Annotated in this window: 24 protein-coding genes; 8 read left to right on the forward strand and 16 right to left on the reverse strand. The window is 70.2% G+C overall.

Going from position 1 to position 24,691, the window contains the following annotated elements:
• Positions 1 to 3 precede the first annotated feature (3 nt).
• The gene (locus AKJ13_RS09930) at positions 4 to 741 is read right to left on the reverse strand and encodes a class I SAM-dependent methyltransferase (RefSeq protein ID WP_050733180.1); all 738 of its coding nucleotides are present in this window, start codon (positions 739 to 741) and stop codon (positions 4 to 6) included.
• Between the two features lie 24 nt (positions 742 to 765).
• Between AKJ13_RS09930 and AKJ13_RS09935 the strand changes: the two genes are divergently transcribed.
• Positions 766 to 1,959 carry a DUF1972 domain-containing protein gene (locus AKJ13_RS09935; RefSeq protein ID WP_244471569.1) on the forward strand — a complete coding sequence of 398 codons (1,194 nt, stop codon included), beginning with the start codon at positions 766 to 768 and terminating at the stop codon, positions 1,957 to 1,959.
• Between the two features lie 124 nt (positions 1,960 to 2,083).
• Here AKJ13_RS09935 and AKJ13_RS09940 read toward each other — a convergent pair whose 3' ends face one another.
• Together AKJ13_RS09940 and AKJ13_RS09945 are read right to left on the reverse strand one after the other, a co-directional pair.
• Positions 2,084 to 2,710, reverse strand: coding sequence for a serine acetyltransferase (locus tag AKJ13_RS09940; RefSeq protein ID WP_050733181.1), 627 nt, complete (start codon positions 2,708 to 2,710; stop codon positions 2,084 to 2,086).
• Positions 2,707 to 3,228, reverse strand: coding sequence for a serine acetyltransferase (locus tag AKJ13_RS09945; RefSeq protein WP_244471570.1), 522 nt, complete (start codon positions 3,226 to 3,228; stop codon positions 2,707 to 2,709). Before AKJ13_RS09945 ends, AKJ13_RS09940 begins: the two co-directional genes overlap by 4 nt.
• Before the next feature lie 239 nt (positions 3,229 to 3,467).
• Between AKJ13_RS09945 and AKJ13_RS09950 the strand changes: the two genes are divergently transcribed.
• The 4 genes from AKJ13_RS09950 to AKJ13_RS09965 are packed head-to-tail and all read left to right on the forward strand — an operon-like array spanning position 3,468 to position 8,386.
• The gene (locus tag AKJ13_RS09950; RefSeq protein ID WP_244471571.1) at positions 3,468 to 4,940 is read left to right on the forward strand and encodes an oligosaccharide flippase family protein; all 1,473 of its coding nucleotides are present in this window, start codon (positions 3,468 to 3,470) and stop codon (positions 4,938 to 4,940) included.
• Complete coding sequence (locus AKJ13_RS09955; protein ID WP_050733184.1) at positions 4,937 to 5,878, forward strand: glycosyltransferase; 942 nt, start codon at positions 4,937 to 4,939, stop codon at positions 5,876 to 5,878. Before AKJ13_RS09950 ends, AKJ13_RS09955 begins: the two co-directional genes overlap by 4 nt.
• Before the next feature lie 11 nt (positions 5,879 to 5,889).
• The gene (locus AKJ13_RS09960) at positions 5,890 to 7,257 is read left to right on the forward strand and encodes a right-handed parallel beta-helix repeat-containing protein (RefSeq protein ID WP_050733185.1); all 1,368 of its coding nucleotides are present in this window, start codon (positions 5,890 to 5,892) and stop codon (positions 7,255 to 7,257) included.
• Position 7,258: 1 nt separating this feature from the next.
• On the forward strand, positions 7,259 to 8,386 hold the full coding sequence (locus AKJ13_RS09965) for a glycosyltransferase family 1 protein (RefSeq protein WP_050733186.1): 1,128 nt from the start codon (positions 7,259 to 7,261) through the stop codon (positions 8,384 to 8,386).
• A 7-nt stretch (positions 8,387 to 8,393) separates the two neighbouring features.
• On the opposite strand, the gene AKJ13_RS09970 is transcribed toward AKJ13_RS09965, so the two are convergent.
• Positions 8,394 to 9,683, reverse strand: a complete 1,290-nt coding sequence (locus AKJ13_RS09970; protein WP_244471572.1) for an MFS transporter — start codon at positions 9,681 to 9,683, stop codon at positions 8,394 to 8,396.
• A gap of 220 nt (positions 9,684 to 9,903) precedes the next feature.
• On the opposite strand from AKJ13_RS09970, the gene AKJ13_RS09975 reads away from it, so the two are divergent.
• The gene (locus AKJ13_RS09975; protein ID WP_050733188.1) at positions 9,904 to 11,055 is read left to right on the forward strand and encodes a dimethylmenaquinone methyltransferase; all 1,152 of its coding nucleotides are present in this window, start codon (positions 9,904 to 9,906) and stop codon (positions 11,053 to 11,055) included.
• Positions 11,056 to 11,250: 195 nt separating this feature from the next.
• Here AKJ13_RS09975 and AKJ13_RS30315 read toward each other — a convergent pair whose 3' ends face one another.
• The gene (locus AKJ13_RS30315; protein WP_348270935.1) at positions 11,251 to 11,601 is read right to left on the reverse strand and encodes a DUF4258 domain-containing protein; all 351 of its coding nucleotides are present in this window, start codon (positions 11,599 to 11,601) and stop codon (positions 11,251 to 11,253) included.
• 80 nt (positions 11,602 to 11,681) lie between these two features.
• Between AKJ13_RS30315 and AKJ13_RS09980 the strand changes: the two genes are divergently transcribed.
• Positions 11,682 to 12,002 carry a hypothetical protein gene (locus AKJ13_RS09980; RefSeq protein WP_050733189.1) on the forward strand — a complete coding sequence of 107 codons (321 nt, stop codon included), beginning with the start codon at positions 11,682 to 11,684 and terminating at the stop codon, positions 12,000 to 12,002.
• Here the strand turns inward: AKJ13_RS09980 and lptB are convergent.
• From lptB to AKJ13_RS10035, 11 genes are all read right to left on the reverse strand, one after another.
• A complete protein-coding gene (lptB, locus tag AKJ13_RS09985; protein WP_244471578.1) occupies positions 11,999 to 12,790 on the reverse strand; it encodes an LPS export ABC transporter ATP-binding protein in 792 nt (263 codons plus the stop codon). The two genes, AKJ13_RS09980 and lptB, sit on opposite strands and share 4 nt — an antisense overlap.
• Before the next feature lie 65 nt (positions 12,791 to 12,855).
• On the reverse strand, positions 12,856 to 13,509 hold the full coding sequence (locus tag AKJ13_RS09990; RefSeq protein WP_050733191.1) for an LptA/OstA family protein: 654 nt from the start codon (positions 13,507 to 13,509) through the stop codon (positions 12,856 to 12,858).
• Entirely contained in the window at positions 13,506 to 14,225 is a 720-nt protein-coding gene (gene lptC, locus AKJ13_RS09995; RefSeq protein ID WP_050733192.1) for an LPS export ABC transporter periplasmic protein LptC, read from the reverse strand. Before lptC ends, AKJ13_RS09990 begins: the two co-directional genes overlap by 4 nt.
• Before the next feature lie 311 nt (positions 14,226 to 14,536).
• The gene (htpG, locus tag AKJ13_RS10000) at positions 14,537 to 16,369 is read right to left on the reverse strand and encodes a molecular chaperone HtpG (protein WP_050733193.1); all 1,833 of its coding nucleotides are present in this window, start codon (positions 16,367 to 16,369) and stop codon (positions 14,537 to 14,539) included.
• 93 nt (positions 16,370 to 16,462) lie between these two features.
• Positions 16,463 to 16,996 carry a DUF2442 domain-containing protein gene (locus AKJ13_RS10005; protein WP_144426221.1) on the reverse strand — a complete coding sequence of 178 codons (534 nt, stop codon included), beginning with the start codon at positions 16,994 to 16,996 and terminating at the stop codon, positions 16,463 to 16,465.
• Positions 16,983 to 17,216: a DUF4160 domain-containing protein gene (locus AKJ13_RS10010; protein ID WP_050733194.1), complete on the reverse strand. Its 234-nt coding sequence runs from the start codon at positions 17,214 to 17,216 to the stop codon at positions 16,983 to 16,985. The genes AKJ13_RS10005 and AKJ13_RS10010 overlap by 14 nt, the downstream gene beginning before the upstream one ends.
• A 78-nt stretch (positions 17,217 to 17,294) precedes the next feature.
• Positions 17,295 to 19,175, reverse strand: a complete 1,881-nt coding sequence (locus AKJ13_RS10015; RefSeq protein ID WP_244471579.1) for a KUP/HAK/KT family potassium transporter — start codon at positions 19,173 to 19,175, stop codon at positions 17,295 to 17,297.
• Positions 19,176 to 19,455: 280 nt separating this feature from the next.
• Complete coding sequence (nadC, locus tag AKJ13_RS10020) at positions 19,456 to 20,328, reverse strand: carboxylating nicotinate-nucleotide diphosphorylase (protein ID WP_200905608.1); 873 nt, start codon at positions 20,326 to 20,328, stop codon at positions 19,456 to 19,458.
• On the reverse strand, positions 20,325 to 21,848 hold the full coding sequence (locus AKJ13_RS10025; RefSeq protein ID WP_050733196.1) for an L-aspartate oxidase: 1,524 nt from the start codon (positions 21,846 to 21,848) through the stop codon (positions 20,325 to 20,327). Before AKJ13_RS10025 ends, nadC begins: the two co-directional genes overlap by 4 nt.
• A gap of 2 nt (positions 21,849 to 21,850) precedes the next feature.
• Positions 21,851 to 22,861 carry a quinolinate synthase NadA gene (gene nadA / locus AKJ13_RS10030; protein ID WP_050733231.1) on the reverse strand — a complete coding sequence of 337 codons (1,011 nt, stop codon included), beginning with the start codon at positions 22,859 to 22,861 and terminating at the stop codon, positions 21,851 to 21,853.
• Between the two features lie 138 nt (positions 22,862 to 22,999).
• Positions 23,000 to 23,830 carry an aldo/keto reductase gene (locus AKJ13_RS10035; protein WP_050733197.1) on the reverse strand — a complete coding sequence of 277 codons (831 nt, stop codon included), beginning with the start codon at positions 23,828 to 23,830 and terminating at the stop codon, positions 23,000 to 23,002.
• A 204-nt stretch (positions 23,831 to 24,034) separates the two neighbouring features.
• Here AKJ13_RS10035 and paoA point away from each other — a divergent pair, with 204 nt between their 5' ends.
• Positions 24,035 to 24,685 carry an aldehyde dehydrogenase iron-sulfur subunit PaoA gene (paoA, locus tag AKJ13_RS10040; RefSeq protein WP_050733198.1) on the forward strand — a complete coding sequence of 217 codons (651 nt, stop codon included), beginning with the start codon at positions 24,035 to 24,037 and terminating at the stop codon, positions 24,683 to 24,685.
• The last annotated feature ends 6 nt before the right edge of the window (positions 24,686 to 24,691 follow it).

Consider the following 24,691-nt stretch of genomic DNA (forward strand, 5'->3'; position numbering starts at 1 on the left):
GCATCAAGCCTTCTTGCGGATGAAGACCATGTGATAGCCCTTCAACGGACCCGGCGTCAGCCGGAACAGCAGCTCCCAGAACTTGCCCAGGACGATGTTCTCGCCATGATAGAACGGCTGCCCGTCAAAACTGTAGGTGAAGTGCTCGAACCGATCAGTTGGGAAAAGCCGCTTCCGCGCCGCCTCCGTGTTCATCGTGTAGAGCGGAACGAACGAGTCGATCTCGACCCGCCGCGGCTCGACCCAGCGCAGGACCTGCGCGTGCAGCCGCTTCGGGATGAGCCGCGCGCCGACCCCGACATAGCCCCAGCGATTGGGCGTCCAGGCGCAGAGCCAGCCCCCCGGGGCGAGGACCCGGCCGAGCTCGGACGCGGTGACCTCGGGATGCTCGATATGTTCGAGGACCGAGAACGCCGAGATCAGGTCGAAGCTCGCGTCCGGGAATGGAAGGATCCCGTCGTGACCGATCAGCCGAACCTCGTCGGCCGACTTGTTCTCGAGGACCGCCTCGTCCACGTCGCAGGCCATGACGTGGGCGCAGCGCCCGCGGAAGTCGCCGAGGTGCCGGCGCAGTGGAACCGGGTCATCGCTCCACTTGCCGCGCCCGGCCCCGAACTCCATCACCCGCATCTCCGGCCGGAGCAGCGCGTTGACGCGAACAATGTACTCCATCCGGTGGTCCTGCCGGGAATACCCCCCGGCGCCCATCTCCCGGAACAGGCGCTGTTCGACGGTGACCATTCTTCAGGCTCCTCTGACGGCGCGGTGCGCGCGGTGGTGGTGAAGGGGGGCGAGACGGACCGGCGTCCGGCCGTGGCGATCCTCGGAACCCGCGGCGTGCCAGCCGCGCATGGGGGATTCGAGACCCTGGCCGAACGCCTGGCGCTGGAGCTCGTCGAGCGGGGCTGGCGGGTGGAGGTCTATTGCCAGGTCAGCAAACCGACCCCGCCGAGCGTCTGGCGCGGCATCGCGCTGATCCCGGTGGCGGTCCGCGGCGACGGGGCCTTCGCGACCATCGTGTTCGACCTGAAATGCACCCTGAAGGCGGCGTTCCGGCCGGCCCTGCCGCTGGTCCTCGGCTACAACACCGCTGCGTTCTCGATCCTGTACCGGCTCACGGGCAAGCGCAGCGTGATGAACATGGACGGGATCGAGTGGAAGCGCGACCGGTGGTCGAAGACCGCCAAGGCGTGGTTCTGGCTGAACGAGCGCCTCGGCAGCCTGTTCTCCACGCATCTGATCGCCGACCATCCGGAGATCGCCCGGCACCTCGCCCGTAACACCTCGGCGAAGCGGATCACCACCATCGCGTACGGCGCCGACCCGGTGCTGGAGGCATCGACCGCCCCGCTGGCCGACCTCAAGGTGCGCCCGCGCGATTACGGGCTGCTGATCGCCCGGGTGGTGCCCGAGAACCTCGTGCTCCAGATCGTGCGCGCCTGGAGCGAGATCCGCCCCGGCCTGCCTCTGGTCGTGCTGGGCAAGCTGATGGAGTCCGATCCCTATCACCGGGTTGTGAAGGCCGCGGGCGGCCCCGACGTGATCTTCGCCGGCGCGATCTACGAAGCCGAGCGGGTGGCGGCCCTGCGGCTGCATGCCCGCTTCCACATCCACGGCCACACCGTCGGCGGGACGAACCCGTCGCTGGTCGAGGCGCTCGGGGCGGGCTCTCCGATCCTCGCCCACGACAACCCGTTCAACCGCTGGGTGGCGGGCGACGGCGCGATCTATTTCGGCGACGAGACCGAGCTGCGCCGGGGCATCCTGAACCTCGTGCGCGCCGCGCCGAGCCGGCTCGACGCCCTGTCGGCGGCGTCCCGGGAGCGGCACGCCGACGCCTTCGGGTGGCGCGGCATCTTCGATGCCTACGAGGACGTGCTCCGGCGCCAGCTCCCGTCCCGGCGGGCCGCCCGCCGGGGCCGGGAGGCGATGCGCCGGCACGAGCACGGGCCGGCCTGAGCGCCGGACCGGCTGTTCCGGGCTAGAGCCATTCCCGATCGCGTTGCAATCGGGAATGGCTCTAAGTCTTTGATTTGGCGCGCTCGCTTGCGCCGAACCGGGATCCACTTCGACGGCGAGCGCTCTAGGCTGCATCGGCGCCCCCCGACCCCGCCTGGAGGCTGCGGATCTGCCGCTGGGCCAGCATCGTCACGGTGCCGGCCGGCACGTCCCGCAAGGTGCACACGCCGATCCCGATCGTCGCCCCGGCGCCGACCGTGACGGCGCCCTGGATGGCGGCGTGGGCGCCGACCACCGCCCCGTCGCCGAGGCGCGGCGCGTCCGCCGGAAACGGCTGCCCGGGGAACACCCAGTCCCGCGGACCCACGAGGGTCCCGGGCAGCAGGATCAGGTCGGTCCCCGCGCTGGCGCAGAACACCACCCGGGCCGGATGCGGCACGAACAGGCCGGGACCGATCGACGAGCCCGGATGCAGGCTCGCGCCGGTCAGCCGCAGCGACAGGTCGGAGACCAGGGCGGCCGAGCGCCGCCAGCCGCGGCCGTAGAGCAAATGGGCGGTGCGGTGGAAGATCGCGACCTGCATCGCCGGCAGGGTCAGGTGCATCAGGCGGCGCAGCCGCGAGGTCGGCTTGCCGCCGGTTGTCTGGCGCAGGACGCGGGCGAAATCGGCCGCCAGGAGGCGGCGCAGCTCCGCCAACCCGGTCGCAGCCGCAGGGCCGCCTGCCTGTGTGGTCGATGCAGCGCCGGTCATGCGACGGCCCCGCGACCCGGCAGGGGACGCCAGGGCTGCGGCATCACCGTCTCGCCGATCTGGACATCCTTGAGGATGATCGTGCGCGGGCCGATCCGGGCCCGGTCGGCGACAAGCACTGCGCCGAGTACGATCGCGCCGGCCTCCAGCACCACGCCGTCCCCCAGCACCGGCAGGCCCGGACCGCCGCCGATATCCTGATCGGGCTCCTTCAGCAGGCCACCGATCGAGGCCTGGACCCCGAAGGCCGCGTCGTGCCCCACGGCCCCGGCGATGACGGCACCGTGGGGATACGGCAGGAACAACCCCCCGGCGATGCGGCTCGACGGCGGGATGTCGGCGCCGGTCCACCAGCCGTTGACCAGCCACAGCAGCCAGGCCGCCATCCGCCAGCCGCGCTCGTGGCTGTAGCGCGACAGCCGGTAGAGCCAGACCGCGTGATAGCCCCGGCGCAGGGTCGCCGAGCCGTGGCCCCGGCGATGCCAATGCGCCCGGTCCGCCGCGAGGGCGGCGCGCATCTGCGCCCAGTCCGGCCGTCGCTCCCCAGCGGATCCCGTTGCGCCCGCGAGGTGGATCCCTCGGGCGGCAGTCTCGGCGCGCTCGGGCATACGCAGTCCTCCGGTTTCCTCAGACGCTCTATCTCTGCAACCATAAATTGAAGATGCGGTTGCAAGCCATACGCAGCCTGCCACGATGCAATCGTAGGTCGCGGATTTCAGCAGGGCTTCACCGAGAGATGTACCGCTTGGTAAATCGATTGCGTGGACGTGGTCGCACCGGCGGCCTGCGCTACGGCGCCAATATGCTCGGACAGGCCGCCGGGCGCGGCGTCTACTTGGCCGCGGGCTTCGCCGCCTTCGTGATGGTCGGCCATGCTGTCGGCCCGGAGGCGCTCGGCCGCTACGGGCTCGCCCTGGCGGTGCTGGCAGTGGCGCTCATCGCCGCTGATTTCGGAACGACGCTGACCTTCGGCGCGCGCCTCGGGGCCGGGGCGCCGGAGATGCGCGCGGTCGAATTCGGCCGTATGATCTCGGCGCGTCTGCTCCTCGGTGTCACCACCGGGGCATTGCTGCTCTGCGCCCTGCCGCTCCTGCCCGCTGAGATCCGGCCGGCCCTGGCGCTCGCGGCCGTGCTGATGCCTCTGGCTGCGGCGCGCTTTCTCGATTCTCTGTTCCAGGTCTGCGGCCGGCCCGGTTGGTCGGTCTGGCCGTCCGTGGCCAACGCCGCGACCCTGGTCGGCGGCACGGCACTCGCGCTTTGGTTGCAATGGCCTGAGGCCGCCCTGAGCGTCGTCGCGGTGACCTCCGGCATCGTCTACGGCGCGGTCGGCCTCGTCCTGGCGGCCCGACTCGTAGCCGTGCGCCCCGCCTCCGTGACGCATGGCTGGGCGACCGTTCGTGCCGCTGCCGGGGTCGGGATCTCGAACGCGCTCGGCTCGCTCAACGGCCGCATCAGCCTGATCATGCTGGCGGCCCTGGCCGGGGCGGCCGAGCTCGGCCAGTTCACCGCCGGCTTCCGATTCTTCGAGCTCGGCGCCGCAGTGGCGATCACCCTGTGCGCCCCGCTCGTGCCGGTCTTCGGACGGGCGGTCGGGCCGCTCGAGGCCGGCCGGCCGCGATCCGGCACCGACCGCCTCCGCGCCAGCGTGCGCCCGGCGCTGACTTTGATCCTCGCAGCCGCGATCGCCGGGACCGTAGCGGCCTGCGCCGTCGCCGAGCCCCTGGTCCGCCTCGTCTTCGGACCGGATTTCGCCGCCGCCGCGCCGGTCCTGCGCATCGCGGCCGCCATGAGCGCCCTGTTGATCGCCGCCACGGTGCTGTTCGCCGGGCTCGTGCCGCTCGGACGGACCGGCTTCGCGGTCCGCGGCAGCGCGGCGGCCTGCGCCACGAACTTCGCGGCCTGCGCAGTGCTGATCCCCCTCGACCCGTTGCTCGGCGCGGCCTGGGCCGCACTCCTCGCCGAGGTCGCGATGCTGGCGGTGGTCGCCCACGCCTTCTGGCGGGAGGCCGGACCGCCCCTCGCCCTGGCAGACGGACCGACCGTTCTGGGGCCCGGCCTCGTCACGGCCCTCGTCTGGGTCGCCGGCCCGGCGGCGCTCGTGACGGTCACGGTGCCGGCCGCTGCGGGCCTCTCCGCCGCGGTGGCTACGTGGCTGTGCCTGCGCCGTCGCGCCCCCGCCGATCCGCCCACCGATCCCCTTGCCCTGTCGATCCCGGAAGCTTCGTCATGAGCGACGTCCCCGTGCTCTCGGTCATCATCCCGACCTACAACCGCGCCGATACGCTGCGCCTGTGCCTGCGGGCCTTCGATCGGCAGACGACCGACGTCCCGTTCGAGATCGTGGTCTGCGACGACGGCTCCACGGATGCGACCGGCACGGTGATCAGCCGGGCGGTGGCGGCGGGCCGCGTTCCGGTGGTGCATCTGCGCCAGGAGAACCAGGGGGCCAACGCCGCCCGCAACCATGCCATTGGGGTCGCGAGGGGCGAGCGGCTGCTGATCGTCAACGACGATACGATCCCGGCCCCCGGGCTCGTCGCGGCGCATCTCGCCGCCCATGCCAAGCGGGGCGGGCGCGCGACCGCGATCCTCGGGCGCATGACCATCGACCCGGCCCTGCCGTTCTCGCCGTTCTCGGCCCTGCACCACGACGCGTCCTACGACGCCCTCGCGGGGCGCGTGGAGGTCGGCTGGGACGCCTTCCTGACCTGCAACGTCAGCGTCGACCGGCGCCTGCTCGACGAGGCCGGCGGCTTCGACCCGCGGCTCACCTGGCACGAGGATATCGAGCTCGGCGAGCGTCTCGCCCGGCGCGGCATGCACCTGTTCTACGCCCCGGAAGCCTTGGCCTATCACCACCACCTCCTCGACGAGGCGGCCTATCTGCGCATCGCCGAGCGCGAGGGCGCGGCTTTGGTGCTGTGGTACCGCAAGCGTCCGGACCTGGTCGCCGACCTCACCCGGCTGGGCCTCGTCGGCCCGCCGCCGCTCGCCGCCTCGCCGCGCCACCGGGTCGCCGATCTGGCGATGCCGACCGCCCTTCTGCCCGGCTGGCAGATGGCGGCGCGGGCTTTGACCCGGATCAGCCCGGAAGCCGGCCGCACGATCTGGCGCCGGCTGTTCCAGCGGCAGAAACGGCTCGCCATCGCCCGGGCGCTGGCGGCGTGAGGCGGCCGCGGATGCACGTTCGAAGCCTCTTCGCGGCTCTGCTGCTGCCGGCACTTGCCGCCTGCGGCGCGGCCGATGCCCAGTCGCAGCAGAAGATCCTGGTCGACCCGGCGGGGGGCACGATGGACGGCTACCGCACGGTGGCCCGGCTCGCCGATGTCCCGTTCGCGAGCCTCGCGCCCGGCTCCAGCGTGCTGGTCCGCGGCGGCAGCTACGGCGACGTGGCGGTGATCGGCGCCCGCGGCAGCGCCGAGGCGCCGGTCACCGTGGCGGCGGTGGCCGGGACCACGCCCGTCCTGTCGAACTCGGTGGTGTTCGAGAATGCCGCCTACGTCACGGTGACCGGCCTGACCGTGCGAGGCGCGGTCAATTCCGGCTTCATCATTCGCCGCGGCTCGCACCACGTCACAGTTGCGGATTCGACCGTGTCGAAATCAGGCCTCGGCATCTGGATCGGCGACGGCGCGGGAGCCGGTCACCGCATCACCGGCAACACGCTGGCCGACAACAAGACCCACGGCGTCGCCGTCGACGTGATCAACGTGCCGCCGGAGGATCCGAGCTTCATCCTGGCCAATACCGTGACCGGCAACGGCATCCACGGGATGGAGATCAACGGCTCCGGCTACGTGGTCGAGGGCAACCGGGTCTCGGGCAACGGCGTCGGGATGTCCGGCACCTCGGGCATCCACGTCTACGCCAAGGACGCCGCCCAGGACGCGGGCGACCGCAACACCATCCGGTACAACATCGTGACCGGCCAGAAGGAAACCACCGGCCAGGACGGCAACGGCATCCAGATCGACCAATGGTGCGACGGCAACACCGTCGCGTTCAACGTGGCGGCCGACAATGACGGCGCCGGCATCAACCTGTTCGATGCCGGCTCGAACCTGGTGGTGAACAACACCGTCACCGGCAACATGCGCGATTCCGGCGGCAAGCACGTCTATCGCGGCGAGATCGTGCTGGCCTCCGACTATACCAAGCAGGTCGACCGCACCGCGGGCAACCGGGTGCTCAACAACATCGCCTTCGCGACCCGGCCCGGCATCGCGGCGATCGCGGTCGAGGCGACCACCGCCGACAACAACAACGCGATCGGGCCGAACTTCATCGGCAGCAGCGTCGGCGCCCCGCTCTATCGCTGGGCCGCCACGACCACCAGCGACGGCGCGACCCTGCCGCTGAACGGCCAGGGCCCCGACCTCGTCGGCACCCCCGCCTTCCGCGACCCGACGAAGCCGCTCGCGAACGGCCTCGCGCTGATCACGCCCCCCGCCCGCGCCGGCATCCCGCTCGGTGCGACGCGCGACCTCGCCGGGCGCGCCTACGCGGCCGGCGAAGCCCCGACCTTCGGCGCCTATAGGAGCCCGTAACATGCTACGTATCGGCATCGACGCGCATGTGCTCACCGGCAAGCCCCAGGGCAGCCGCACCTGGCTCGTCAACATCATCGGACGGGCCGCCGCCCGCCACCCGGACGCGATCTACCTGGTCTATTCCCACGATCCGGAGGCCTGCGCCCGCATCGTCTCGGGCGCCAATATCGAGCACAAGCGGCTGCCGCGGGTGCCGGCGAGCCTGCGCCTCCTGGCGATCTGGCCGTGGCTGGTGTTCCGCGACCGCCTCGACACGCTGCTGACCACCTACATCGCCCCGCCGCTGGTGCCGGGGAGCCGGCAGGTGGTGGTGGTCCACGACATCCTGTTCGAGACCCACCCGGAATTCTTCTCCTGGCGGATGCGCTGGCGCAACCGCGTGCTGACCCGGCTCTCGGCCAAGCGGGCCAAGCTGGTCCTGACCATCTCGGATTACAGCCGCGATTCCATCGCGAAGGTCTACGGCATCGAGCGCGAGCGGATCGCCGAGGTGCGCTGCGGCTCGACACCGCCCCGGGCTTCCGCCGAACGGAGTCCGCTGGCGGACGGCCGTCCGTACCTGCTGATGGTCGGCCGCCTGGAGCCGCGCAAGAATCTCGGCCTCGTGCTCGACGCCTTCGCGCGGCTGCCCGAGGGGGCGGCCCGGCTGATCGTCGTGGGCAAGGGCGACGGCGAGCGGCCCGAGACCCTCGACCGGCTGACCCGGACCCCGGACGCGGTGCACATCGCCGGCATCGACGATAACGGCTTGTCCGACCTTTACGCCCGGGCTGCCGCCCTGGTCTTCCCGAGCCGCGGCGAGGGCTGGGGCATCCCGGTGCTCGACAGTCTCGCCCGGGGCACGCCGGTGATCGCGTCAAGCCTCACAGCGATCCCGGAGGCGGGGGGCAGCGCGGCGAGCTATTTCGACCCGGACGCCCCCGACCGGGTCGAGCGGCTGGCCGAATTGATGGGCGCCGCGATCGACGGCCGCCTGCCCTTCGACGCCAGCGCCGCCCGGGCGCATGCCGCCCGCCACGATTGGGACGGCCCGGCCGCGACCTTCGTCGACCTGATGCGCCGGAACTTCCAGGCCCGCCGGCCGGCGCGTGATCTCCACGCGCCGGTGCCGCATATGCGCGGCTGACCGCCGCCTATTCGGCGGGCGTGAGGCCGGCGGCGACGGCCTCGGCGGGGGTCTCGGCAGCGATCGGATCCTGGATCAGCACCCAGTATCCGATCGCCGCCACCACGGCGATCGCCGCACCGGTGACGAAGGCGAGCGAGAACTGGCCCGTCCCGCCGACGATGAAGCCGGTGATCATCGGCGCCAGGGCACCGCCGATATAACCGCCGAAATTCTGCATGGAGCCGAGCGAGGCGGTGCAGTTGGCCGGGGCCGCCACGGAGGCCATCGCCCAGGCGGCCGACGAGCTCACATAGACCAGGAAGAGCGAGGCCGAGATGCACGCGATCGCCAGCGTGTCGCTCGGCGTCAGCGCGGCCACCACGGTGCAGGCCGCCGTCGCCAGCAGGCCCACGACCATCGGGATCTTGCGGCTCCGGATCGGGTCGATCCCGCGGCGGACCAGGATGTCGACGATCCGCCCGCCGAGTATGCCGCCCAGCACCCCGAACGCGAACGGGATCGCGCCGATGATGCCGGTCTTCTGCAGGGTGAAGTGCCGCTCGATCTCGAGGTAGCTCGGCAGCCAGGCCGTGTAGAGCCAGGTCATGTAGATGCAGCCGAAATAGCCCATGATCATGCCCCAGCTGGTCCGGTAGTGGAACAGCCGCTGCCACGCGTGCCAGGTGACGCGCCGGTCGGTGTTGGGAGCATCGCCCTCCTCCAAGAAGGCGCGCTCGGCCTGGGTCAGGTCCACCTCGGGGGGATTGCGGAACACCAGGTAGACGATGCCGGCGAGAACCAGCCCGGCGGCGCCCATGATGACGAACATGGACCGCCAGCCGAATGTCACCATCAGGAAGGTCAGCAAAGGCAGGGCCAGGAAGGTGCCGAGCGAGGACGCGCAATTCCAGATCCCGGTGGCGGTGCCGCGCTGACGGATGTTGAACCAGTCGCGCGAGACCCGGGCGCAGGTCGGAAAATGCGGCGCCTCGCCGACGCCGAGCACGATGCGCGCACCTACGAACTGCCAGAACGAGGTCACCACACCGCCGAGCATCTGGCCGAGCGACCAGCAGCCTAAGCCCAGGGTCAGAGTCAGACGCGGGCCCAGCCGGTCGGACAGGGCGCCGGCCGGCAGCTGCGCGAAGGCGTAGGCCCAGAGAAAGGCCGACAGCAGCAGGCCCATGTCGGAAATCGACAGGCCGAGATCCTGCCGGATCAGCGGATTGGCCACCGCCAAGGTGGCGCGATCGACGTAATTGACCACCCCGGCCGTCACCAGAAGGGCGAGCGAGATCGTCTGGATGCGCTTCACGCGCGGCGTTCCGACTGGAGCCACTGTTTCCCCCCTGGGCTGACGCGCACGCTTCACGGTGCTTCGGGTCCGATCGTGCGTCAGCGACTCACGGCATCCCGCCGATATTCTGCACCGGATGCCGGCCAGGGGAAGCTGCCGGCTAACAGGTGGCCCCCTCGCGTCGCGGCGCCGGGCGTCGTAGACCGCCCGGACCCGCCACCGACCGAGATCGTCCCGCGTGCGCCTGATCCAGATCACCCACCACGACCTCGACGGCTACGGCGCCGCCACGGTCGCCTCCGCCTGCGCGGCGGTCGAGCGCGTCGTCCACGTGCCGCGCTACAGCGATGTCGGCCCCGTCTTCGAGGACGAGACCAAGCGCCTGGCCCGGGCGGGCGAGAGCGAGATCCTGCTCATGACCGATCTCGGCCTCGAGGAGCAGACCATTGCCGGCCTGAAGAAGTTTGCCGCCATGAACCGACGCCGTGAGGACGGCCGGAAGCACCGGCTCGTGGTCCTCGACCATCACGCCTCCTCGCTGGACCAGCTGCGCCGCCAAGGCCTGGAGCCCCTGGCCGATCCCGAGCGGCCAGGCCTGAGCCGAATCGACCTCGGCGATCCGGATTGCGTCCTGCTGATCGACGAGACCGTCTGTGCCACACGGATGGCCTTCGATCACCGGGCCCTGTTCGCCACCCACGAGCCCGACACCGACCTCACCGCCCTTGTCGCGGCGATCGACGCGGTTGACCTCTGGCGCAAGGACAGCGCCGCCTTCCCGGGGGGCCTGGCGCTCGACGAGCTGTTCTGGGAGAGCGTGTCGAGCTTCGTGCCCGTCGGCCATCCCTGGCACGAGACCTTCATGTCCGGCCTGCTGCGAGCGGCCGCCGTGTCGTTGCGCGAGGGTGCGACCCCGGCCGATCTCGAGCGGCGCGCCCTCGCGATCCGCTCCGACGTGGTCGAGACCCTCCTGCGCGACGCGCCGGACGACGACCGAGCGCTGACCACGCGCATGCGGCTCGCCCGGGCGCTCGCCCGCTCGGACGCCCTGTTCCGCCCCCTCAAGGACGGCACGCTCCTGTCGTTCGCCCTCGATTCGGGCACGTTCCAGCGGGTCTCCGACCTGATCATGGATGCGGGCCGGGCCAAGCGCGTCGTCAACGTGCAGCGGATGGGCACGCTGTCGTTCCGCTCCAACGACGGCACGGCGCTCGACGGCGCCCGCCTGTTCCGCGGTGGCGGCCACCGCGATGCCGCCGGCGGCCGGCTCCAGAGCGGCTCGGCCTTCTCGATGACGGACGCGATCGCCCAGGTCGAGCCGGTGCTGAACCCGGACAAGCCGCCGGAGGCGGACAGCCCGTTCGCGGCGCTGAAGAACTGGAAGGGGTGAGGCTAGACCACGCTCTGCGCCTATCGCGATCGGGCTGAAGTCTCACAGCCCTTTTGTTGGAACAGGCCGGGGTCAGGCCGCGCGCAGACGATCCAGGTCGCCCCCGGGAGCGACGTGCTTGCTGGCGTCCAAGATCTCGACGCCGACGATCCGTCCTTCGGCGTCGAGGTCGACGATGAGGCCGGGGGAAGCTCTTCACTCTCGATGACACGCGCATCGGCGAGACGGATGTAGAGGGCGTCGACCGCCGGATCGTATTCGGATGTCATCGGGTCTGTTTCCTCTGGCGGGTGCGTCCCGATCAAGGAGAGCCGTCACAACCGCAATCTCGTCGCCCTCCAGGGGTTCGTCTATCACGCTTAAGATCCGCCCGTCGCGCTCCGGCACGGCCGCGAAGACCCGAACCCGTCCGCGTTGGACAGGATCGGGTTCGATCACCTCCGGATTGCGGATCGTTCGCTCGACCCAAGCTGCCTCGATCGCGCGCATGCGCATGCGCGCGAGGGCGTGATCGCTCCATCGGATTTGGATCGGGCTCACATCCACGGTCCGGTGTCGCGAGGCGGCATCCAAGGTGATGCTGCAAGCCGGGGTCGACGCTCCTGGCTCGCAGGAGCGACATTCTCATGTCGCCGATGCCGGTCTTTCTGTCGATCCAGGTCGTTCGCGGCCGGGACAAGGATGAGTTATTCATGCGTCCGGATCGCGTGTCGATTCGCGTCCTGATCATCATCGCCATCGCGCAGATCGTCGGCTGGGGCAGCGTCAGTCTCACGTCCATCGTCGGCGCGCGGATCGCGGTCGATCTCGGGGTGGATGTCGCTGCGGTCTTTGCGGGTAACGCCTTCGCGGCCGCGTGCATCGGGGCGGCCATGATCGCGCTGCTGGTGCTGGCGCGCCGCCGGCCAAGCCGGCTTTCGGAACTTCCCGTGACTGGTGGGGGCTAAAGCCTGAAATCCTCGCCGAGATACAGGCGCCGGGCATCAGGATTCGCCACGATCTCCTCCGGCGTGCCCTCCGTGAGGATGCGGCCGGAATGGGCGATGTAGGCGCGGTCGATCAGGCCCAGCGTCTCGCGCACGTTGTGATCGGTGATCAGCACGCCGATGCCGCGCTGCTTGAGGTGCTTCACCAGATCCTGGATGTCGCCCACCGCGATCGGGTCGATACCGGCGAAGGGCTCGTCGAGCAGCATGAAGGTTGGCGAGGAGGCGAGCGCCCGGGCGATCTCGCAGCGCCGCCGCTCGCCGCCCGACAGCGCGATCGAGGGGGACTTGCGCAGGCGCGCGATGTCGAACTCTTCGAGCAGCGCATCGAGTTTGCGCGCCCGCTCCTTGCGATCCGGCTCGACCACTTCGAGCACGGCGCGGATATTGTCCTCGACGGTGAGCCCCCGGAAGATCGAGGCTTCCTGCGGCAGGTAGCCGATCCCGAGCCGCGCCCGCTGGTACATCGGCAGATGGGTGATCGGCAGGCCGTCCAGGGTGATGTGACCGCGGTCGGCCGCCACCAGCCCGGTGATCATGTAGAAGATCGTGGTCTTGCCGGCGCCGTTGGGGCCAAGGAGCCCCACCGCCTCGCCGGTTCGGACCGTGAGCCCCGCCTCGTGCACGACGGTGCGGGCGCCGTAGCTCTTGCGCAGACCGCGCACGCTGAGGATGCCGGGACCGCCCTCGTCCGCCGCAGCGATCTCATCGGCATCCGCGACGGGCGGATTGGCGCGCCGGCCGAACAGGCGGCCGAGCCATGTCGGGCGGGCCGCCGAATCCTGCGGCTCCGCCCGGAACGCGACCGCGCCGCTCAATTGACCTGGGCCCGCGGCTTGACCGGCAGCTGCGTGCAGCCCTTCGCCTTGCCATCCTTGGCGTCGGCCTTCTCGCCGGGCACGAACAGGGCGGAGACGCGCCCGCCGGCCACCGGGTCCATGTTCGCCCGCCCGGTGCCCATATCGTAGACGAGACGCTGGCCGCGGGTGACGTTCTGGCACTGGCTCAGCACGACGTTGCCGGTCAGCACGATGCGCTTGGCATCCTGGTCGAACACCGCGTGATCGCCGGTGGCGACCTGATCCTTCTGGACCACCGTGACCGGGCCGGCGCAATCGACCTTCTGGATCCCGTTCTCGGCCGGGTTCTTCGGCGCCGGCGCCGCGGCACCCGCATCCGCGGACGCATCCTTGTTCGCGCTGTCCTTGCCGCGCTTGTAGTAGACGGTCATGGTCGAGCAGCGGATCGTGCTCTCGCCCTGCACGGCCACGACGTTGCCGACGAACACCGCCCGGTTCTCCCGGTCGAACACGTCGAGCCGGTCGGCGTCGATCTTGATCGGGTCCTTGCCGCCGCCGCCGATATTGCCGAAGGGCGAATCCTTCTTGGCGGGCTTCTCGGCGAGGGCCGGGCCAGAAAATGCCAGGCAAGCGGCCAGGGCCGCACAGAGCGTTGCACGCGCGCTCATCGGCTGCCTTCCGCCGGCTCGGCGTTCGAGGTCAGGATGCGCGGGGGCGCCTTGTCGGCCGGGTCGTCGTTGACGATGACGACATGCACGTTCCCGACGAAGGAGATCCGCTTGCCGTTCTCGACCACGTCGAGGGCGTTGGCATTCACGGTGGCGCGCGGGGTCGAGACGGTGACCGGTTCCTGGGAACTCACCGAGCCGGTCTTGAACATCACCGCAGCCGAGCGCAGGCGCGCCTCCTCGCCCTTGTCGGTCCAGATCCGGATGTCGTCCTTCAGGTCGAGCGCCTCGCGGGCGGTGTCGAACAGGCCGGACGCGGCCGAGAGCCGGGCCATGCCGCCCTGGTCGTCGGTGGCGAGATGCCCGCGCATCCGCTCCAGCTCGATCAGGGTCGGCTTGCGGACGTCCTGGAGGGCAGCGTCGGCCGTCACCTCGTAGCCGCGGTTGCCCTGGCGGAAGCCCGCGAGCCGCGGGCTCTCCATGCGGACCTTGGAGCCGGCCACCGTCACTGGGCCGAGAGAGACGCCCGGCAGGTTCGTGGCGAAGGGATTGAACAGATAGGCGAGCAGCAGCGCGACCGAGCCGCCGGCCGCCACCGGAATGAGGCGGCGCATCGTCCGCACGCGGCCGCTGTGGCGGTACGCCCGGGCATGAGCCCGCGTGCGCGCCGCCGCGACCGCCTGTCCGTTGCCGGCTGAAGCCTCGACCGGGTTCATGCAGCGTCCGTGAGGCGCGCAGGCCGCGCGCACGAGAGGGATCGGCTCAGACGCCTGCGGCCCCCACCGCGCCCGCGCCACCGGTCGGGGAATGGCCCCGACCGGTGGCGAAGTTATGGCTCGCCTGTTTCGGAATGATCAACCGAACTCGGAAACTTTCGTCGCGGATGTGTGTGAGCACACATCCGCCTGTTGCAGCAACGTGGCTGCGAAGAGGCCCGCTGTGCGAAGCGCCTCCCCATTTTCGCGAGCGCAGCCGGGCACGAGCGCATCGGGCCCGGCTGCGATCCCATGGAGCAAATCGCTCGGCGTCAGGCGCCGCGGGCCGCCGCCAGGGCCGCCGCGATCGTGCGGGCGAACCCGGCCGGATCGCGCGGGCTGTCACCGTCCTGGATGCGGGCGAGGTCGAGCAGCGTGCCGGCCTCCTTGGTGATTTCCGATTCGGGCGCGGCGGCGAGCGCCCGGATCAACGGGTGACGGGGGTTGATCTCCAGCACCGGCTGCGCGGCAGCGCCGCGGCCGGCGCGGCGCATCAGCCGCTGCATCTGCAGGTCGGGGCCGGCGCTGCCGGCCGAGAGCACCACGGCCGAGTCGACCAGCCGGTCGGTGGTCCGGACGTCCGAGACCTCGGCGCCCAGAGCCGTCTTCACGGCGGCCACGAACGCGTCGATGCCTTCCGGCGCCTCCGGCTGTTCACCCGCGAGCGCGAATTTCGACAGGTCGAGGCCGCCCTTGGTAATCGACTTGAGCGGCTTGTCCTCGAAGCTGCCGAGCTGGTCGGGCCAGAAGGCGTCGACATGGTCGGACAGCAGCAGCACCTCGAGACCTCTGGCCTTGAAGCCCTCAAGCTGCGGGGACGATTTCAGCGCCTCGGCATCGTCGGCGACGAGGTAGTAGATCGCATCCTGGCCGTCCCCCATGCGGGACACGTAGTCCGGCAGAGAGGTCCAGCCCTCCACGGCAGAGGAGCGGAAGCGCAGCAGGGGCGCAATCTCGCCGCGGCGCTCGAAATCCTCGTAGATGCCCTCCTTGAGCACCGCGCCGAAGTTTTCCCAGAAGGTCTGGTAGCTCTCAGCATCCTTGGCGCGGCTGGTCAGCTCGGAGACGACGCGGCCGGTCACGGCGCGGCGGATCCGGGCGAGCGCCGGCGTCGATTGCAGCATCTCGCGGGAGACGTTGAGCGGCAGGTCTTCGGTGTCCACGACGCCCTGGACGAAGCGCAGCCACGGCGGCAGCAGCTCGGCCTCGTCGGTGATGAACATCCGGCGGACATGCAGGCGGACCTTGCTCTGCCGGTCGTTCTCCAGCGCCTGGAACGGCTTCGCGCCTGGCACGAACAGCAGCGCTGAGAATTCGAGCTGGCCTTCGGCGCGCCAGTGCAGCGTTGCCCAGGGCTTGTCGAAGTTCATGCCGATGGCGTGATAGAACGCCTCGTACTGCTCCTCGGTCACCTCGGATTTTGGCTTGCGCCAAAGGGCGGTGCCCTGGTTGGCCGATTCGTCCTTGCCGTCACGGACGATGGCGATCGGGACGGTGATGAAGTCGGCCCATTTCCGCACGAGATGATCGAGGCGGTAGGGCTCGAGGTACTCGTCCGCATCCTCCTTGAGGTGCAGCACGATGTCGGTGCCGGGCTCGGCCCGGGTGGCGGGCTCCAGCGTGTAGCTGCCCTGGCCCTCGGACGCCCAGGTCCAGGCCTCGTCGCTGCCGGCCCGGCGCGACGTGACCGTGACCCGGTCGGCGACCATGAAGGCCGAGTAGAAGCCGACGCCGAACTGGCCGATCAGGCTCGGGCGGTCCTCGGCCTTGGCCGCGTCCAGGGTCTGCGAGAAGGCCCGGGTGCCGGAACGGGCGATGGTGCCGAGATTGGCCGCCAAATCCTCCTTGGTCATGCCGATGCCAGCATCCGAGATGGTCAGGGTGCGCGCCTCCTTGTCGGGCACGATCCGGACCTTCGCGTCCGGCGGCAGGGCGCTCGCCGCCGAGGTCAGGGCCTCGAACCGGCGCCGATCCATGGCGTCGGCGGCGTTGGCGACGAGTTCGCGCAGGAAGATCTCGCGGTCGGAATAGAGCGCGTGCACGACGAGGTCGAGGAGCCGACCCACCTCCGCCCCGAACTCGTGCCGCTCAATCGTCTCGCTCACGGGTGATGCCTCCGCGTAGGGGAAAATGCGGGGCGGATATGCCTGCGCGACCAGCCGTTTTCAATGAGGCTGCGGAGCAGAGGCTTGGCACGGTCAGGCTGCACCGGCCGCAGCATGTTCGGCGTGCGGCGCGTGGGCGACCGCACCCGGCATCGGCCGGCCCAGCATCCGGTCGAGCTGGCGGCATGCGAGGGCGATGTAGCGCGGGATCTCGCGATCCTTGGCGAAGTAGGCCACCCGGCGGCGGGCGATGCCGAGCTGAGCGGCCGCCGCGTCGAGCGTTAGGTTGTTGCGCTGAAGAAAAGCCGCGAATTCAGCATTCGTCATCGACGCCGCGGCCAAATCCTCGATCGTCTCGGCCCCGATATCGAGATCCTCGTCACCCTCCCAGACAATCGAGCCGCCCCAGGCGCCGAGCCGGACGGCGTCAAACGGAATCGCACCGTCGCGCAAGGGCCGGAACACCTTGTAGGTGAAGATGACCGGGGCGAGATCCACTCGGTCTGTCTGCCCGGCACGGTCGCCGGCAGCCCAGGTCACCATCACATCGAAGCTGCCGCCCGCCGGCGCGACGCTGGCCAGCTTCGGTAGAGGCCGCCCGACGATGACGATGTCATCCGCGCTCATTGAGTCGCCTCCATTCGATCATCAGGGCCTCGATATGAAGCGACGCCCAATCCACCACCATGGCCAAGGCTTTGCGGCTGTACGTCCCCTGGATCACCTGCAACGTGCGGATATCGACGAGCGCGTGGAAATCGGGGCCGATCATGTGGAAGTGCGGCGGGCTATGGTCCCGCGACCGCACTTCGATCCGAAAGCCGTCGAAGCGGTGGAAGGTCGGCACTTTGGGCCCAAAGCTTACCCAATGGGTCGAAATTAGTGCATGTGGTGCACTCGATCAACGTCTGCCTCGGGCTTGCCGCTAGATCTCGATCTCGGTCCCGACCTCGACGATCTGCCGCGTCGGCAGGCAGAAATGGGCGCCGGTGCGCTCGGCATTCCGCTTCATGAAGGCGAACAGGCCCTGGCGCCACAGGGCCATGCCGGGTCTGGCCGACGGGATGACCACCTCGTGGCCGACGAAGTAGGTCAGATCCTCAAGATATTCCGGCGGCAGCAGGCCGCTCTTCACCGCGCATTGAAGCCCCTCGGGGATCGAGGCCGTCTGCATGAAGCCGTAGCGCAGGACGACGCGCTCCATGCCTGGCGTATATTTCGAGATCGCCTTGCGGATGCCCTGGGCGACCAAGGTCACCTGCGCCCGCTCCTCGGCGGGGATCACCGGGGCCTCCTCGTAGATCACGGTGATCAGCAGGATGCGCTCGTGCAGGCAGCGGCTGCGCTCGACCAGCCGACCCAGGGCCATCGGGATGCCTTCGGTGGCGGCGGTAAGGAAGGCCGCGGTGCCCGGCAGGGTGACGGGCGGGTGAGACGCGAGGCGGGCCAGGAACGTCGCCTCCGGCTGGCGCATGGTCTCGCGCACCGCCTCCAGGACGTGGTTACCCTTCATCCAGGTCAGCATCAGGAAGGCGACCGCGGCGGCGAGCACCAACGGAAACCAGCCGCCCTCGAACAGCTTCACGCTGTTGGCGGCGAAGAACAGGGCGTCGATGGCCAGGAAGAAGCCGTTAGCCGCGAAGACCAGGATCGGGTTGTAGCCCCAGCGCAGGGCGATGAGGGCGGCGAGCAGGGTGGTGATGCCCATCAGCGCCGAGACCGCGATCCCGTAGGCCCCGGCGAGCGCATCGGAGGATTCGAACACCACGACGGCGGTCAGCGTCCCCGCAGCGAGCAGCCAATTCACCGCCGGCACGTAGATCTGGCCGCGCTCGTCCTGATCGGTGTGGACCACCCGCATCGTCGGCATGAAGCCGAGCTGGATCGATTGCTGGGTGAGCGAATACACGCCCGAGATCACCGCCTGCGAGGCGATCACCGTGGCCATCGTCGCCAGGGCGACCAGCGGATAATGCGCCCATTCGGGGGCCAGCAGGTAGAACGGGTTCTCGATGGCGCTCGGATCGGCCATCAGCAGGGCGCCCTGCCCGCAATAATGGATCAGCAGCGCCGGCAGGACGAGGCCGAACCAGGCCACGCGGATCGCCGGGGCACCGAAATGGCCGAGATCGGCATACATCGCCTCGCCGCCGGTGACCGCCAGGAAGGCCGCGCCGAGCATCATGAAGCTCACATGCCAGCCCGCATGGGCGAGGAAGTCCACGGCGCGCCAGGGATTGACCGCGCCCAGGATCTCCGGGGCGCGCAGGATGCTCGGGATCGCCAGCAGGACCAGGACCACGAACCAGATCAGCATCACCGGGCCGAACACCCGGCCGATCACCGCCACGCCCTTGTGCTGGACGGCGAACAGGGCGACCAGGATCACCAGCGTGATCGGCACCACGAACGGGGTCAGCACCGGCGCATCGACCTTGAGCCCCTCGATGGCCGAGAGCACCGAGATCGCCGGGGTAATCGCGCCATCGCCGTAGAGCAGGGCCGCGCCAACTAGCCCGATGACCAGCAGCACGGCCTTCCAGGTCCCCGGCCGCGCCTGCCGGGCGCCGAGCAGGGCCAGCATGGCGACGATGCCGCCCTCCCCCCGGTTGTCCGCGCGCAGGATCAGCACCGCGTATTTCAGCGACACGATCAGGATCAGCGACCACAGGATCAACGACACAGCCCCCAGCGCCGCCGCCGGCACTGCGGCGCCGCCCGCGGTGGCCGCCTTCACGGCCTCCTTGAAGGCGTAGAGCGGGCTCGTCCCGATATCGCCGTAGACGACGCCGAGCGCCCCGAGCATGAGCGCCGGGCCGGGCCCGTGCCGGACGGCGCCGGGTTTTCGTGCCACCGGCGCGGTGGGCAGGGTGACCGCCGGAGCAGCCGCGGAACTCAGGGCTTGGCGCACGGGCGTATCCGGTCGATGGCGGCACTGTCGTGCGCGACCTTAGCAAGCCGGATGCGGGGCGGAAGACTTAATCCCTCACCGCCGCGAACGCGGCGAAGACGTGTCACCCGAACCCGATGACATTGGAATGAAGCGCGTTGTCCCCTCCCCGAACACAGGGAGGGAGTCTCTTGTCTCAGGCGGCGTCCAGGCCCAGGTCGATGATCGCCGCCGAATGGGTGATCCAGCCGCAGGAGATCAGGTCGACGCCCGAGGCCGCCACCGCGCCCACGGTCTCGCGGGTGATCCGGCCGGAGGCCTCCGAGAGGGCGCGGCCGTCGATCATCGCGACGGCGCGGGTCAGCAGATCGGGGCCCATATTATCCAGGAGCACCGCGTCGACCCCGATCGAGAGGGCCTCTTCCAGCTGATCGAGGCTGTCGACCTCGCACTCGATCTTGACCAGATGGCCGGCCCGGGCCCGGGCGCGCTCGATCGCCGGCACGATGCCGCCGGCCACCGCGACGTGGTTGTCCTTGATCAGCACCGCATCGTCGAGGCCGAAGCGGTGGTTGGAGCCGCCGCCGGCCCGGACCGCGTGCTTCTCCAGGGCACGCAGGCCCGGGGTGGTCTTGCGGGTGCAGACGATCGAGGCCTTGCCGTGCGGGCGGGCCGCCTCGACGAGGCCGTTCGTGGCCGTGGCGACGCCGGACATCCGGCACAGCAGGTTCAGGGCGACGCGCTCGGCAGTCAGGATCGCCCGGGCCGGCCCTTCAAGGCGCAGGACCACGTCGCCGGGCGACACGCGGGCGCCGTCGCCGCGCTCGACCGTGACGGTCACGGCCGGATCGATCAGCGCGAAGGCGATGGACGCGGCGTCGGTGCCGGAGATGACGCCGTCCTGACGGGACGCGATCACGCCGCGCATCCGCTCGCCGGGCGGCACGATGGCGTCGGTGGTGATGTCACCGGCCCGGCCGAGATCCTCGACCAGGGCGGCGCGCACGGTCGGCTCCACCAGGAGCCGCGGCAGGGGCAGGATCTCTTCCGTCAGGACCGATTGCGTCACGGCGTCAGCTCCGTCCCTGCTTCGATGGTCTCGCGGCGCTCGGCCTTCAGCGCGGCGAGGGTCGTCTCGGTATGCGCCGCCGGGGCGGTGTGGGGGAAGTCGCTGCGCCAATGGGCGCCGCGGCTCTCCTCGCGGGACAGCGCACCCCGGGCGATCATCAGCGCCACCAGGGCGGCGTCGCAATGGTCCGCACGGGGCTCAAGGGCCGCCACCGCCTCGGTGAGGCCGGCGGTGTCGCGCACGACGCCGACCTTTGCCTCCATCAGCCTGCGGATCGCCGGCAGATCCGGCGTCGAGCGAGGAGCCGCCGTTTCGGGCACGATCGCGCCCGGAAGCGGGGCGTCGAGGGCGTCGGCGATGAAGCCGGCATAGGCGAGCCCCTCGAGCAGGGAGTTGCTGGCGAGCCGGTTGGCGCCGTGCAGCCCCGTCGAGGCGACTTCACCGCAGGCATAGAGGCGCGGCACCGAGGTGGCGCCATGCGCGTCCACCTTCACCCCGCCCATGTGGTAGTGGGCCGCCGGGCGGACTGGGATCGGCTGCACGGCCGGGTCGATGCCGGCGGCGACGCACAGGCCAGCCACGGTCGGGAAGCGCGTCGGCATCGCGGCCCCGAGCGCGCCGCGGGTGTCGAGATAGACCGTGCGGCCGCGCTGAAGTGCCTGGAAGATGCCGCGGGCGACCACATCGCGCGGGGCGAGGTCGCCGCCCGCGATCCCGGCCATGACGGCCGCGCCGGTCTCGTCGATCAGCCGGGCCCCCTCCCCGCGCAGAGCCTCGGTGGCCAGCGGCATCGGGTCGGCGCCGGCCGCGATGGCGGTCGGGTGGAACTGCACGAACTCCATGTCGCGCATCACCGCCCCGGCGCGGGCGGCCAGCGCGAGGCCGCCGCCGACGGCGCCGGGCGGATTCGTCGTGGCCGCATAGAGGGCGCCGACACCACCGGTGGCCAGCACCACGGCGCGGGCCGGGATGCGGAACCGGGCGCCGTCACGCTCGGCCACGATGCCGGCCACCGCGCCGTTCGTGTCCCGCAGCAGGCCGCAGGCGCGGGCCTCGACCACCTCGACCGAGGGGGCGGACAGGACCGCCCGCACCAGGCCTTCCAGCACCCGGGCGCCCGTGGCGTCGCCGCCGGAGCGGACGATGCGGCGGCGGCCGTGGGCCGCCTCGAGACCGAGGGCCAGCGCGCCGTCGTCGGCGCGGTCGAACGAGACGCCGATCTGCACAAGCCAGTCGATCAGCGCGGGACCTTCCTGGGCGACCCGGAGCGCCACCTCGAGCTCGGTCAGCCCGGCGCCGGCGGCCTCGGTGTCGGCGGCGTGGAGCGCGGCCGCATCGTCGGTCCCGACGGAGGCGGCGATGCCGCCCTGCGCCCAGCCCGTAGCGGTGCCGAGCCCCAGGGCCGAGGCGGTGATCAGCGTCACCGGACGCGGCGCGAGCCGCAGCGCAACGCTGAGCCCGGCGACGCCGCCGCCGACCACGACGACGCGGTCGGCCGTGTTGGGAGAGACGGCGTTCATCGTCAGCGCACCAGCAGCATGCGCTCGACCGCCGCCCGGGCGCGGTCGGCGAGCGCCGGGTCGACGGTGACCTCGTGGGTCATCGTCTCCAGACCCCGGCGGATGTTCTTCAGGCTCATCCGCTTCATGTGCGGGCACATGTTGCAGGGCTTGATGAACTCGATATCCGGGTTCGCCGCCGCGATGTTGTCGGCCATGGAGCACTCGGTCACCAGCACGACCTGGCTCGGGCGCTTCTGGAGCACGAAATCCATCATCATTGCGGTCGAGCCCGAGAAGTCCGATTCGGCGACGACGTCCGGCGGGCATTCCGGATGCGCGATCACCGTAACGCCGGGATAGCTGTCGCGGACGTCGCGGATATCGCTGGGCGTGAAGCGCTCGTGCACCTCGCAATGCCCAGCCCAGGTCAGGATCTCGACCTCGGGCACCTCGGCCTGGACGTTCTGGGCCAGGAACTCGTCCGGGATCATCAGGACCCGGGGAGCGTTCAGCGACCGCACCACAGCGACGGCGTTGCCGCTGGTGCAGCACAGGTCCGATTCGGCCTTCACGGCGGCGGAGGTGTTCACGTAGGTCACGATCGGCACGCCGGGGTACTTGGCCCGGAGGCCGCGCACGTCGGCGGCCGTGATCGAATCGGCCAGCGAGCAGCCCGCGCCCATATCCGGGATCAGCACGGTCTTGCCCGGGTTCAGGAGCTTGGCGGTCTCGGCCATGAAGTGGACGCCCGCCAGAACGATGACGTCGGCATCGACGTTCACCGCCTCCCGCGCCAGAGCCAAGCTGTCGCCGACGATGTCGGCCACCGTGTGGAAGATCTCCGGTGCCTGGTAATTGTGCGCCAGGATCACGGCATTGCGCTCGCGCTTCAGACGCAGGATCGCCTCGATATCGGGGGCGAGCGCCGGCCACTCGATCGCGGGAACGTGGCGGCTGACACGGGCGTAGAGATCCGGCAGCGGCAGGCCCGGAACCGACGTGCGAGAGACGGGTGACACGGTCGCCGTCATGGCGTCCTCCATTATGCTCAGTTTGAGCATTGTGCCGTCTAACTTATGGGCGTCGGACCCGTCTGTCTAGATATGCTAGCCTTGAGCATAAATCTTTTGCGACGCGGTGTTATGCTGCGCTGCCGAAGGGCGTGGCGCTCAGCAGAAGGTCGCGGGATCCGGTCCGATCCGCCCATCCGGCCGATCGAGGGCAGCGATCTGAGTCAACTCGGTGTCGCTGAGCACGAAGTCGAACACCGAGACGTTCTCGACGATGCGCTCGGGCCGGGCGGTCTTCGGGATCGCCACGCAGCCGATCTGCACCTGCCAGCGCAGCACCACCTGGGCCGGGCTCTTGTCGTGGGCCTTGGCGATGGCGACGATCACCGGATCGTTCAGCTCCTTGCCCTGCCCCAGCGGGCTCCAGGACTCGGTCACGATGCCGCGACGGGCATCGTCGGCCCGCGGCTCCGCGCGCTGGAACCGCGGATGCAGCTCGATCTGGTTGACGGCAGGCGCGACGCCGGTCTCGCCGATCAGCGTGGCGATGTGCTCCGGCGTGAAGTTCGAGACGCCGATCGACTTGGCGCGGCCCTCGTCGCGAAGCTCGATCAGTGTCCGCCACGTATCCACGAACAGCCGCCGCTGCGGACAGGGCCAGTGGATCAGATAGAGATCGACATAATCCTGCCCGAGGCGCTTCAGGCTCTCGTCGAAGGCCTTGCGCGCCGCATCGCGGCCTTGCCGATCATTCCACAGCTTGGTGGTCAGGAAGACATCCGCGCGCGGCACCTGAGCCTCGCGGATCCCCCGCCCGACACCCTCCTCATTGCCGTAGGCGGCAGCGGTGTCGATCAGCCGATACCCGGCCTGAAGCGCATGACCGACGAGCTCGGGCGCCTGCGCGTCCGAGAGCTGCCAGCAGCCGAAGCCGAGTTGCGGAATGTGGCGCCCGTCGTTGAGGGGCAGGGTCGGGACGGTGACGGCCATACTGAGAATTCCCAAACGCGTGTTCCGACCGCTTCACCTGGATCGGGCCCGGTGATCGACCAGGGCCGGACGCTCGACCGCGCCAGCGGGGCCGCGATGAACGGGCGCAGTCTGGACAGGATCTAATCCGCGGACGCTGACGTTGGGACATTGGATTCCAGGCTGCGCCGCGCCGTGAGCGTCGCGCATGGGCGGGATAGCAGCATGACTGACGAGATTCCGACGAAGCCGTTCGCCCTGACACGGCGCGCCGTCGTGGAAGGCTGCGCAGCCGCCGGTGCGCTCGGCGCCCTCGGCTTGCGTCCGGCCACCGCTGCGGCGGCACCCGGCGATCCCGCCGCGCAGACCATGCCGGTGCGCCTGACGATCAACGGCCAGCCGCGTGACCTGATCCTCGACACCCGTACGACCCTCCTGGACGCCCTGCGCGAGCACCTCGCCCTCACCGGCACCAAGAAGGGCTGCGACCATGGTCAATGCGGTGCCTGCACGGTGCTGGTGGACGGCCGGCGGATCAATTCCTGCCTGACGCTGGCGGCGATGCACGAGGGCGAAGCGATCACGACGATCGAGGGCTTGGCGACCGGCGACAAGCTCCATCCGATGCAGGCAGCCTTCATCGAGCATGACGGCTTCCAGTGCGGCTACTGCACACCCGGCCAGATCTGCTCGTCGGTGGGCATGCTGAGCGAGGCCAAGGCCGGATGGCCGAGCGCCGTGACGGACGACATCGCGTCACATCCGAGTCTCAGCGACGCCGAGATCCGCGAGCGGATGAGCGGCAACATCTGTCGCTGCAGCGCCTACCCGAACATCGTCGCGGCGATCCGCGATACCGCCGCCAGCAACCTCTGAGGGGGC

The sequence above is a fragment of the Methylobacterium sp. ARG-1 genome, from assembly GCF_001262595.1.
Classification (GTDB): domain Bacteria; phylum Pseudomonadota; class Alphaproteobacteria; order Rhizobiales; family Beijerinckiaceae; genus Methylobacterium; species Methylobacterium brachiatum.